Genomic DNA, 11,658 nt, shown 5'->3' on the forward strand with positions numbered 1-11,658 from the left:
GGAGGGGGTGTCCCTCTACACCGCTGTGGTTTGGTCAGTCAGCCTCAAGCGCCCCATCCGCTTGGCCTATCTGCTCAAGGAGCAAGGCGGGCGACGGAGCTATGTCGTCTTGTTCTCCACGGATATCGACGGTGACCCCCTGGTGATCTATCAAGGCTACGCGGCGCGGTTTCAAATCGAATTTATCTTCCGCGATGCTCGCCAATTCACCGGCTTAGCGGATTGCCAAGCCCGTTCTCCCGAAGCCCTCGATTCCCATGTCAACGCCAGTCTGATGGCCCTTAATTTGGCCAAAGCCGCCCTGATATCCACGCAAGCTAAGGGTGAATCCGCTGAACCGCTCAGTTTCTCTATCGCCTCGTTCAAACGGCAGGCCCTGAATGCCCATCTTCTCGACCTATTTACAGCCACGTTTGCTCTGGAGCCAACTTTGATTCAATCCCATCCCAACTACCAGACCCTCCTGAACTACGGGGTTATCGCCGCATAGACTGGGATCACAGCCTCCTAAATCTGTCCGGAGTGTTGCACATACTGATCGAGCAGTTGAATAATACTGTTAACTCGATCATTCCATCCCAAAATTAGCGTTTGTTCAGCCCTGGCTGGAGCGGGTTCTGTTAAGGTAATAGCCTGTTCATCAATGGGAGCTTTATCGGCTTGGTTGAGATATGTCGTATCGTCATCTTCGCTAATGACAATGAGCCGTTCCCCAGCTTGCAACAACCTATCACTGGTTGGATTGAGTTGGATGGAGCCATCACTAGTCTGAATACCAATCACCGACGAGCGATTGTAGGATAGTAGAGCCTGCCCGTAGGATTTGCCTTGTAGGGTAGGTTCTTCGCGAAAGTAAATTTCGTCGCCGCTAAAGTTCAGCAGATCAATATAAACCGTAGACAGCCCCGACTGCCGACAGGTTTGCACCACAATGCGAGAAATTAGATCGTTAATCAACAACGGTTCCACATCGGCCTGGGCCACCAAGTTCAAAACATCCAAGGTCTTTTCAGACTGTACCTGGGCCACTAAATGGTAGGGCTGATCGTGGGAACGGGGAATATTGGCAATCGCCAACAGCGTCGTAATTAAGTGGGTGTCGTCCTGCCCCTGGGAGGAGTTCAAAATCACAATGGAACGCGCTGTTTGGATGCTCACCATACCCAGATCGGCCATGCTGCTAGGTCTGCCCGTCCGACAAACAAGCCGCACGCGATCTAATTTTCCTAGGGTTTCTTGCAGAGCCGATTCCATCTCAACCTTATCGTTTTCACTGAGAACCACGACGCAGGTGTCGTGACGATTGGCATTGGCCAAGGCTAGTTCTGAAATTAGCGTGAAAATTTGTAACGACCATCCCAAAATGACAATATGATCGGTCTCTAAAACCCTTGATCGTCCCTTGCGTAAATCCTCTAGCTTGCTATCAATGCCGCTACTCAACAAACCGATCAAGGTACTGACTAGAAAAATGCCGCCAAAGGTGACAAACAGCATTGTTAGCCGAAAGATCCAGCCCGTATCACCCCCCACCGTCCCCGAATCGAGGGTACGCATTAGCACCCCCCACAGGGATTCGGGCAAATTCAGGCTTTCCCCATCCGCAGGCCGCATCCCAGAGGCGGTTACTACAGCGGCCATCAGCGTAATAAACGCCAAGGACACCAAGCCCAAGCCACTCACCAAGGCCACTGTGCCCCGCGCCATGAAATTATCAAACCAGTAGCGCCATCGGTCAGCTAGGCCATCAGAACGAGGCTTGCGAGTTTTGGGGGAAACAAGAACATTGTGCATAACGATAGCCAAGGAAACGACCTGCCCCGAAATAGGCATCGGCCAGGGACAGGTTTAGTATTCCCTGTTTACTCGTGGCTATCGTCATCTCAGGGCATTCTTAAGGGATATTTGGAAAGTAGCGCTAGTTAAATAGGTCGTAGGCAAGGGGGCAGGACGTTTGTTGGTAGGAGTAACCTGATTGAGGCATACCTCATTCAGGCAAATAGGTTGGGGTCGGCCCGATCTAAATCCCCGGTACGTGTTGGGGTTTTCGCTGCATCCAACCTACCAAGGTCTACAAAGGCCAGTTTTACCAATCCTCCGCCTCGCCACCGACGACGACGTTTTTAATCCGCAGACTAGGGCCACCGCAGCCGACGGGGAGGCCATTTTGCCCGCCCTTGCCGCAGCCGCCGGATTCGTCCCAGTAGAAGTCATCGCCGATGGCCACAATATCCGCCAGGGTGCGAAACACGTTGCCCGACAGAGTGACATCCCGCACGGGTTCGGCCAGTTCGCCGTTGCGAATCATCCAGGCTTCTCCAGCGGTGAAGGTGAACATTTCGCCGTTGGTCATCCCCTCCAGCCAGTTGCGGGCATAGACGCCTTCCTGGATGTCGGCAAACAGGTCGTTGACGGGGGTGGTGCCGCGTTCAATCCAGGTGTTGGTCATCCGCACCAGGGGGGAGTAGTGGTAGTTGAGGCAGCGGGCGTTTCCGGTGGGCGTTTCGCCCAGCTTGCCAGCGGTTTCGCGGGAATGCAGCCGCCCCACCAGCACGCCGTCTTGGATCAGTTGGGTGGTGGTGGCGGGGGTACCTTCGTCGTCATAGAAATAGCTGCCGCGATGGCCTTGGGGGGCAGCGCCGTCGTAGATTTGCAGCGCCTCTGGGCCAAACCGACGGCCCATGCTCATGGCCTCTAGCAGGTCAGGGTTTTCGTAGGCCATGTCGGCCTCAGAAAGGTGGCCAAAGGCTTCATGGACAAATAGCCCGGTCAAAATTGGGTCAATCACCACTTCGTAGGTCGATCCCCGCACGGTGGGCAAATCCAGGGCAGCCACGGCTCGGCGGGCGGAGGCCATCACCTGGGGATCCAGCCCTTCTAAATCCTCGTAGGCGCGGCGGGATCCGGTGGTTTCCCGTCCGGTTTGCACCTGATCCCCATCGCGGGCGGTGGCGGCAAAGCGCATTTCCATGTCCGACCACGCCTGATCAATGTGGCTTCCCTCGGAAGTAACCAGCAGCACCCGCTGGGTGATATCGCCGTAGCGCACGGAGGTGGTGGCAATGCGGTCGTCGATGCTCTGCAACAGGTCGGCGTAGTGGCGGCAGAGATCCTTTTTGCGGGCCAGGGGAATGTGGCGAGGATCGGTGCCCGTCATGGGGAGGCGCTGCACCACTTGCACCGGATCCACAGGCGCTAGCAGGGTTTCGTCTTGGCCGACCATCCGCGCCGCCGATACCGCATCCTCCACCTGGGCCGCGAGTTCGGCTAAATCGTTAAAGCTGGCAAAGCCCCAGCCGCCCTTGTAGCAGGCCCGCACATGGCCCCCAATGGCTAAGCCCTCGCTGAGGGTTTCGATGGTGCCGCCGCGCAGAAAAATGTCGGTGCCCTCGGATTGCTCTAGGCGAATGGCCAGGTAATCCACCCGCTTGCCCCATGTAGCGCAGAGTTCGTCTAAACGGGTTTTGGCGTCGTCAATGGAGAAGGCCATGGCGATTGCAACGAGACGGTTTGCCTTACTGTAGCACTGGCCGATCCGGGTTCTGCCGCAGAAAACTTAGCCCCGGCCAGACACCCCTAGCCGATCCTTCGAGGCGAGCATCCCTAGGGCGGGGGCGTCAACAGCCGATAAGCTAGAAACGGTTTGTGTTTCTGTTGCTGCCCTTTGTCGAGGTGTTTTTTGTGATTGCGTCCCCGAAGGACTCCCCACCCCGCCTGCAATTTCGCCATACCCCCCTGCGCTGGATCTATGCCCTCTGGAAGTTCTGGCGACCCCACACGGTCATCGGGACTAGCCTCAGCGTTCTGGGCCTCGCCGCGATTGTCCTGGCGGGCTTAGATTCCCCAGCCCTGCCGATAAGGGAAGGATTGATGCCCAGTATTGGGGTGGCCCTGGTGGCTTGCCTGCTGGGTAACCTCTATATTGTCGGCCTCAACCAGCTTGAGGACGTGGCCATTGACCAAATCAACAAGCCCCACCTGCCCCTGGCCTCTGGGGAATTTTCCTTGGCCGATGGTCGTTGGATTGTGGCTCTGGCGGGGCTAGGTTCCTTCGGTTTGGCGCTGGTGGGAGGGCCGTGGCTGCTGGCCACGGTGGGCCTGAGTTTGGTCATTGGCACCGCCTATTCCCTACCGCCCCTGCGGCTGAAGCGGTTTCCCTTTTGGGCCTCCTTTTGCATTTTGGCGGTGCGAGGGGCCGTGGTGAACCTGGGCCTGTTTCTGCACTTCAGCGAACGCCTGGGGCAACCCCTCACCATTCCGGGTCGCGTGTGGGCTTTGACGGCATTTATTCTGCTGTTTAGCATCGCCATTGCCCTGTTTAAGGATATCCCCGACATTGAAGGCGACCGTCGCTACGGCATCCGCACCTTCTCCGTTAACCTTGGCCAGCGTCCGGTGTTTAACCTGGCGAGGGGAATGCTCACCCTCTGCTATGTGGGCATCGTCTTGGTAGCCCCTTGGCTGCATGGGGTCAATCGCCCCCTGCTGATGTCTACCCACCTGGTTGCCCTCGCCGCCCTGTGGATTGCCAGCTTTCGCGTGGCCCCCCTCTACCCCAACAGCCCCAGAGCCACCCTCTCCTACCCCAATTTCTACCAGTTCATTTGGAAGCTCTTCTTCCTGCAATACCTCATATTTCCCCTCGCCTGCTGGTTGGCCTAGCCTAACTCCTGCTCCTGGCCTCCTGTTTCCTAACCTCTATTTCCTAACCCCTGCCTCCTAAATCCATGACCCTCTACGACTGCATCATCGTCGGCGCTGGCCCCGCCGGATCCACCGCCGCCTACCACCTCAGCCGATCTGGCCACCGGGTACTGATGGTAGAAGTTGCCACGCTGCCACGCTATAAGCCCTGCGGTGGGGGTGTCTCGCCCCAAATTGGCCAATGGTTTGACTTCGACTTTAGCCCCGTCATTTCTGTCAAGGTACGTAAGGGACGCTACACCTTCAACTTTCAGGATCCGGTGGATGTGGAGTTGCCAGAGGAACTGGCCCTATGGATGGTGCGGCGTGACCAGTTTGACCATTTCATTGTGCAGCAGGCCCAGCGGCAAGGAGCCACCCTGTGGGACGCCACCAAGGCTAAAGGCATTGAGGCTAAGGGCGACACCTGGCAAGTAGAAACCAGCCGAGGCCCCGTGGCTGGAAAGTTTTTGATTGCCGCTGATGGAGCCAAGGGGTCGATGGCGAAATGGCTAGGATTTACTCAACGCCGCTATCGATTGGCCGCTGCCCTAGAAATTGAACCCCGCCTAACGGTTCCTGATGAGCCCATCATTTATGCCGATCTAGGCGTGATTCGGCAAGGCTACACCTGGAACTTTCCCAAGGCGGACGGCTACTCGATTGGGGGGGCCGTGCTGAGTCGATCTGGCGACCAGCGACGACAGGATCTACGCCGTCCCGTCAACGATTATGCCGCCGAGTTTGCCGTGGATGCCAAGACCGTGCAACCCTTCGGCCACCCCATCTTCCTCTGGGATGGGGCTCAACCGCTGCACACCCACCGTGCTGTCTTAGCCGGAGAAGCCGCCTGTGTGGTCGATCCCTTCACCGCTGAAGGCATTCGTCCCTCCATCTTTAGCGGGCTCAAAGCCGCCGAGGCCATTTCCCAAGCCATCCAAGGAGACGACCAAGCCCTGCCCCGCTACAGCGAAGTGATGAATCGTGAATGGGGGGAAGACATGCGCTGGGCCAAACGCCTTGCCCAAGTGGTTTACCAAGCCCCAGCCTTAACCTATCGCCTAGGCATAAAACGCCCCTCCAGCACCCTAACCATGACCAAAATATTCGCCGGAGAAATCCGCTACGCCGATGCCGTCCACCGTGCCATTGGGCGATTGCTAAAGCCTTCTTTTTAATACCAAATCCGGGCCCTAATCGCCCCGGTGCCCAAAAGTCAGAAGTCTAGGGTGTATTCGCGGCAATCACCCAATCTGGCGATACTCTGATCGCCTTGGTGAGCCGCAATTCAACCCTAGGAAATTCGGGTTTTTCAATGCGGATTTGGCATGAAATATCCAAGCTATGCTTCTCCCTTTTAGCATTCAGTAACAGGGGAAGATTCATCAAGTGTAGAAGCAAGAACCCAGCCGCCGATAAAAACATTCCTATCCAAAGTCAGTAAGATTATTTTGTAACTATAGCGGTTCCCGATAGAGTGAGATACACCATTGTTGAGTTCTAGATCCCCCCAGAACTTAGCGGTCTAAGGCTCACGCTTTACCCCCCTTGATAAGGGGGGCAGGGGGGATCATCGCAATGTACTTCAATCGAGTGAAATTCGCTATAATATCCTAAGAAATTCATCATTATTCCGGCTGAACAATATCATAGCTGCGGGGTAGCATCCAGCCATTGCTTACGCCACCACCACTACTCCTCTTCAGGGGCATTTTCAGAATTGGCAAGGGGCACCACCTGCGTAACACGAACCAGGGTTTCCTCCTTGTTGGGCTTCACCAATCGGGGGCATTCTCCGGTGCGGCCTAGGCGGGGCACGGTGGCGGTGGGGAGAATGGCGATGCGGTCGGTGTTGGAGAAGAGGGTGAGGGTGCTGTGGGCGGGGGCGGGCAGCAGGGTCAGCAACTTGTCGGTTTTGAGACTGAAGTGGAAGGCTAGACTGCCGAGGTCGCCGCGTTTGGTGCTGCGGAGGTCTTCGACGGGGAGGCGTTTTCCGAAGCCCGCCGCCGAGATCAGCAGCACCTCGTCGTAGCCAGATTGCACCGTGACGCAGCCCACCAGGCGCTCGTATTTGCCCAGGCGCATTCCTTGGGGGCCTTGGGCGGTGCGGCCCATCAGGGGCAGGTTTTCGTCGTCGATGGGGAAGCGCAACACTCGACCACCGGAGCTGGCCAGCACCAGGTCATCCCCCAGTTGAGCGAGGCTGACGTAGGCGAGTTCGTCGTCGTCTTTGACCTTCATGGCGGTGAGGCCGCGTCCGGTGAGGTTGGTGAATTCCTTTAGGGGGGCGCGTTTGATTTTGCCCTTTTGGGTGACGAGGATGAGGTCGTGTTCCATCAGGTCTTCGCGCAGGACGAACTGGGCCACAATGGCGTCGGCCTCGGCGGGGACGGAATCGGGCAGCAGGTTGACCAGGGGCACGCCCTTACCCTGGCGGGGCGGCGGCGGAATCTCCCCCACGGCAACCGTGAAGGCGCGGCCATCGCGGGTGAGGGTGAGGACTTCTTGGGTGGTGAGGGCGGCTTCCACTTGGACGATGGGGTCGTCTTCGGTGGGGTGCAGTTTGGGGTTGGTGTCGGTGTCTAGCCTTGCCTGTCGCCGTTGGTAGGATCGCTGGGAGTAGCGGCGCACGTAGCCCTTTTGGGTGAATTCCACTACGGCCTCTTCTTCGTCCACCTCGGCGATAATTTCTTCGACTTGTTGGGTTTCTTCGGCCCGTTCGGCGTCGCTTTGGATGCGGGTGCGGCGGGGGTCGTTGAACTTTTTACGCAGGGATCGAAGTTCTTTTTTCAGGGCTTTCAGCAGTTCCTTGCGGTCGGCTAGGAGGTTCTGCAATTCGTCCCGGCGCTGGGTGAGTTCTTCAAATTCGGTTTCGAGACCCTGGCGTTCCATGCCGGTGAGCTTGCGTAGGGGCATGGCCAAAATAGCGTCGGACTGCCGTTCGCTGAGGGTGAACCGTTCCTGGAAGGTCTGCTTGGCGGTGGTGCCGTCGGGGGCGTTGCGGAGGATATCGATGATGGCATCGAGGTTGTTTAGGGCGGTGAGTAGGCCTTCGGTGATGTGGCGCTTGGCTTCAGTTTTTTCGAGCTGGTGCTGGTAGTGGCGGGTGAGGGTGGTTTCCCGGAAGTCTAAAAACGCCTGCATCACCTCGCGCAGGGGCATTTGACGGGGTTGGCCATTGTCTAGGGCCAGCATAATCACGCCGAAGTTGCTTTGCAGCGGCGTCATTCGGTAGAGGTCTTGCAGCACCTTTTGGGCGGGGGAATCGCGCTTCAGTTCGATCACCACCCGCATTCCGTCGCGGTCGCTTTCGTCCCGGATATCGGCGATGCCCTCCAGTTTGCCTGCGTTGACAAGTTGGGCAATTTTCTCAATCCATCCGGCCTTGTTCACCTGGTAGGGCAGTTCCGTTACCACAATGGCGTTGCGGCGCTGGCGACCCTTGCCAGGGCGGATTTCCTCAAACTGGCAGATGCCGCGAATGGGAATGCTGCCCCGTCCGGTGCGGTAGGCATCGAGAATGCCCTCGGTGCCGATGATTTCCCCTCCGGTGGGGAAGTCGGGGCCAGGGATGAGGCGAAACAGTTCCTCATCGGTCATCTGGGGCCGATCAATCATGGCAATCAGCCCGTCCACCACCTCCCCCAGGTTGTGGGGCGGAATGTTCGTCGCCATACCCACGGCAATGCCAGAACAGCCGTTTAGCAAGAGGTTGGGCAACTGGGCAGGCAGCACCACCGGCTCCTGCTGGGAGCTATCGAAGTTGTCGATGAAGTCCACCAGGGCTTCGCTGATGTCTCCTAACATGGCCCCATGGCTAACGGGGGAGAGGCGGGTTTCGGTGTAGCGCATCGCCGCCGGGGGGTCGTTATCCACCGATCCAAAGTTGCCGTGGCCATCCAGCAGGGGGTAGCGGCTAGAGAAGGTCTGCACCATCCGCACCAGGGCATCGTAGACCGCCTGATCGCCGTGGGGATGGTATTTGCCCAGCACATCTCCCACCACACGGGCGCACTTGCGGTAGGGTCGGTCGGGGGTTAATCCCAGCTCGTGCATGGCGTAGAGAATGCGGCGATGCACGGGTTTGAGGCCATCCCGCACATCCGGCAAGGCCCGCCCTACAATCACGCTCATGGCGTATTCCAGGTACGACCGTTGCACCTCGGTGTGGAGCGAGGTGGGCACAATTTGCCCCGAAGCCAGTAGGTTCAGTTGGTCGGACATGGGTGGGGGTTCCTGGATGGAAAATTAGGTGAAACTTTAAAGAAGCCGTAGACCCAATGGGCAGATCTCTGGGAAACTCAACCTCTCCCTAGACTCGGCTAGGATGGAGATGGGTTGGTTTGGGGGTTAACCCAATTTAGGGTTAACAATGCTGTAACTTAATGGCAAGGGTAGCGGCATGGCAAGCTTTTCGGCAGGGGTGCTCGATGGTCTGACCGCTTTTTGACGGGATGGTTGCCTTCTGTCTGCCTTGCGTCAAAGGCGATCAAGCCAGCCCCAGTCCATCGCCTCGGCCACCTTGGGGGCAGCCTTGGGGTTCTGTGGCATAGTAATTCGGTGATACGGGTAAATCAGCACCATGAAAACCGTCCTAATTGTTGAAGATGATGTCGTTAATGCACGGGTATTCTCCAAGATTTTGACCAAACGCGGCGGTTTAACCGTTAAACACACCGAAGATGTGGAAGAGGTGGTGACGCTGGCCCGCAGTGGCGAAATCAGCGTCATTTTGATGGATGTGTCCTTGGCCCACAGTCTGTACCAGGGCAAACCGATGGACGGCATCAAAATCACCCAACTGCTGAAGGCCGACCCTCAAACCGCCCATTTGCCGATTATTCTCGTCACGGCCCACGCCATGGAGGGCGACCGCGAAAATTTCCTCAGCCAAAGCGGAGCCGATGACTACATCTCCAAACCCGTGATTGACCATCAGCAGTTTGTGGATCAAATCAAAGCTGCCATGGGCGAACCCTTGGATAGCTAAATGCATTTGTACTATACAGCCATCCTTTACGCAAGTCACCTGTTAACTCTGGTTGGCTGACAAAACTTGCCAGAACCCAGATCCGCCCAAGGGTCAGGAGACCTGACCCCTACATGGCCCTTTGACGGTAGGGGCACGGCTTCCGCGCCCGGTGCAGAATTGTTTGTCAGCCAACCCGCTATTGGTCGTACCAATCCTTGCGCCACTGCTGCATTTGGTCAATTTCCGCCTGTTGAGAGGTCAAAATCGCCTCGGCGAGGGTTTGCATTTCGGGACGAGTGCTCTTGGATTGGGCTTCTTGGGCCATCACTAAGGCTCCCTCGTGGTGGGGAATCATGGCGTCAAGGAAGCGCAGGTCAAATTCATCGTCGGCTCCGCCCAAATCCATATCCATCCGCATCGCTGCCGCCATCTCCTCAGACATCGCCATATCGTGCTTCATCGCGGCGTGATACATCACGGGCTCTGGGCTGGCATCGGGATACCACGCCTTGCGCCACTGCTGCATTTGGTCGATTTCCTGGGCCTGGGCAGCGATGATGGCCTCGGCAAGCTGGCGAATTTCGGGCCGCTGAGACTGTTCAAGGGCCGCTTCTGCCATGATCACGGCTCCCTGGTGGTGAATCACCATCGCGTCGATGAAGCGGAGGTCATAGGTGGCATCCGCTGGGCCAAGATCCATGGCGTGATCACCGTGGCCAGCCCCAGCAGCGGTTCCGTGGCCCCCGTGGCTATCGGCGGGCGGCATGGTGCAGAGTTCCCCCTTAGCCCCGGTAGCATCCCTTTCGCAGGGAACCGCCGATGAGGACTCGGATAACGATTCACCCCTGGGGATGCCGCTGCCACAGGCATAGATCAGAACGCTGAGGGGGATGAGGGTCGCCACGGTAAATCGTTTGCGCTGCCAAAGGGTCACGGTGAATGCTGCTCCTAGTGAGGGTATGGTGTGCGGGATGGTGTGCGGGTATGGTAATGGGCCTTATCTGTCGTCGGTTGGGGCTGGCTGGGGATCTACCGCGCTAGGTGTCATGCGCCGGAAGGATTGATGGATTTGGCTGAGCAGGTTATCTAGGTCGTGGCTGCGGGCATTGTAGCGACTGACCAAAAGGGCGGTGGCGTTGCCATAGCCCACCACACTCAGGAAGGCATGGGTGGGTTCCGACTCTGGTAAATCCGTCAGCCATAGCCGTATTGCCGTGGTGCCGTCCATGGTGATGGCGTCGTAGCGAGCGACCGTGTGGCCCTCGGCCTGGATATCGGCCATCAGAGCGGCAAACACCTGCCCCGGTGCCTCGGTATACCAGGAAATTTCGGTGGTGATGGTGGGCTCTGCCGGAGACTGGGCCTTCAGCAAGGGCGAGGTCTCGGCGTGGGTGATCGTCCAACCCTGGGGAAAACCCACCGTAAAGTGATTGCCGTGGGCCGCCGTGACCAATTCCACCGGGCTAGGGGCACTGGGGCGCGGCTGGTTCCAATCATCCAGTTCTGGATTGGCGCTAGGGTCATCCTCCCCGTGTCCATCGGTACTGTGTCCATCGGTACTGTGTCCATCCATCGCCATCGCTGGGGTAGCTTGGACAGTCCCCAAAGAAGCCGTCGAAGGCGTGGGGGAGCGTTGGAGTTGTGCTTCAGCGGGTAGGGCCATCCCTAGGGCCATCGCCAGCCCCACCCAGGCCATTAGCCCGCCCTGGCCTATGGTTCGGCCACTCCGTTCCCTGATCACCATGCCTCACCGTCCTCTCGAAATGTTTGCTATCGCCATGACCTTTAGGCTCACCCTAGGGTTCCAGGGGCACCCTGGTCTGCGGGTTAGGCATCTCCCGCCGCCAAAGACTCCGCTTAATCTAACAGATGGGGGCGTCTAGGGTGAGGATATTCTGTGACGCTTGATCCAGTTTGAGGATCTAATTTAGGGAATCTAAATTTAGGGGTGTTTGGCAATCCTAGGAGGGCCACCCTGTGGCGCGGAGGGAAAGTTCGCGGCT

At 57.7% G+C, this 11,658-nt stretch carries 8 protein-coding genes and 1 pseudogene; 4 read left to right on the forward strand and 5 right to left on the reverse strand.

Features of this window, described 5'->3' with window-relative positions:
- Positions 1-490 (forward strand): annotated as a pseudogene (locus H6G62_RS08535) (IS4 family transposase); the annotation flags it as partial.
- A gap of 17 nt (positions 491-507) precedes the next feature.
- Here H6G62_RS08535 and H6G62_RS08540 read toward each other — a convergent pair.
- Together H6G62_RS08540 and H6G62_RS08545 are read right to left on the reverse strand one after the other, a co-directional pair.
- Complete coding sequence (locus H6G62_RS08540; RefSeq protein ID WP_242051895.1) at positions 508-1,794, reverse strand: hypothetical protein; 1,287 nt, start codon at positions 1,792-1,794, stop codon at positions 508-510.
- A gap of 292 nt (positions 1,795-2,086) precedes the next feature.
- Positions 2,087-3,490 carry a TldD/PmbA family protein gene (locus H6G62_RS08545; protein WP_190494073.1) on the reverse strand — a complete coding sequence of 468 codons (1,404 nt, stop codon included), beginning with the start codon at positions 3,488-3,490 and terminating at the stop codon, positions 2,087-2,089.
- A gap of 155 nt (positions 3,491-3,645) precedes the next feature.
- Between H6G62_RS08545 and H6G62_RS08550 the strand changes: the two genes are divergently transcribed.
- Positions 3,646-4,662 (forward strand): homogentisate phytyltransferase, encoded by a 1,017-nt coding sequence (locus H6G62_RS08550; RefSeq protein ID WP_347239315.1) that lies wholly within the window; start codon positions 3,646-3,648, stop codon positions 4,660-4,662.
- Positions 4,663-4,727: 65 nt separating this feature from the next.
- On the forward strand, positions 4,728-5,861 hold the full coding sequence (locus tag H6G62_RS08555) for a geranylgeranyl reductase family protein (RefSeq protein WP_190494074.1): 1,134 nt from the start codon (positions 4,728-4,730) through the stop codon (positions 5,859-5,861).
- Positions 5,862-6,375: 514 nt separating this feature from the next.
- Here the strand turns inward: H6G62_RS08555 and gyrA are convergent.
- Entirely contained in the window at positions 6,376-8,907 is a 2,532-nt protein-coding gene (gene gyrA / locus H6G62_RS08560; RefSeq protein WP_190494076.1) for a DNA gyrase subunit A, read from the reverse strand.
- A 358-nt stretch (positions 8,908-9,265) separates the two neighbouring features.
- On the opposite strand from gyrA, the gene H6G62_RS08565 reads away from it, so the two are divergent.
- Complete coding sequence (locus H6G62_RS08565; RefSeq protein ID WP_190494078.1) at positions 9,266-9,673, forward strand: response regulator; 408 nt, start codon at positions 9,266-9,268, stop codon at positions 9,671-9,673.
- 178 nt (positions 9,674-9,851) lie between these two features.
- Here the strand turns inward: H6G62_RS08565 and H6G62_RS08570 are convergent, their stop codons facing one another.
- Positions 9,852-10,589 carry a DUF305 domain-containing protein gene (locus H6G62_RS08570; protein ID WP_347239316.1) on the reverse strand — a complete coding sequence of 246 codons (738 nt, stop codon included), beginning with the start codon at positions 10,587-10,589 and terminating at the stop codon, positions 9,852-9,854.
- Positions 10,590-10,652: 63 nt separating this feature from the next.
- A complete protein-coding gene (locus H6G62_RS08575; RefSeq protein WP_190494080.1) occupies positions 10,653-11,399 on the reverse strand; it encodes a hypothetical protein in 747 nt (248 codons plus the stop codon).
- Between the last annotated feature and the right edge of the window lie 259 nt (positions 11,400-11,658).

This window comes from Phormidium sp. FACHB-1136 (genome assembly GCF_014697375.1).
Taxonomy (GTDB): Bacteria; Cyanobacteriota; Cyanobacteriia; order Phormidesmidales; family Phormidesmidaceae; genus Nodosilinea.

What these genes read in the sequence shown, in the direction of transcription:
- H6G62_RS08540 (WP_242051895.1), bottom strand. Translation starts at nt 1,794, where the DNA reads ATGCACAATGTTCTTGTTTCCCCCAAAACTCGCAAGCCTCGTTCTGAT.
- H6G62_RS08545 (WP_190494073.1), bottom strand. Translation starts at nt 3,490, where the DNA reads ATGGCCTTCTCCATTGACGACGCCAAAACCCGTTTAGACGAACTCTGC.
- H6G62_RS08555 (WP_190494074.1), top strand. Translation starts at nt 4,728, where the DNA reads ATGACCCTCTACGACTGCATCATCGTCGGCGCTGGCCCCGCCGGATCC.
- gyrA (WP_190494076.1), bottom strand. Translation starts at nt 8,907, where the DNA reads ATGTCCGACCAACTGAACCTACTGGCTTCGGGGCAAATTGTGCCCACC.
- H6G62_RS08565 (WP_190494078.1), top strand. Translation starts at nt 9,266, where the DNA reads ATGAAAACCGTCCTAATTGTTGAAGATGATGTCGTTAATGCACGGGTA.
- H6G62_RS08575 (WP_190494080.1), bottom strand. Translation starts at nt 11,399, where the DNA reads ATGGTGATCAGGGAACGGAGTGGCCGAACCATAGGCCAGGGCGGGCTA.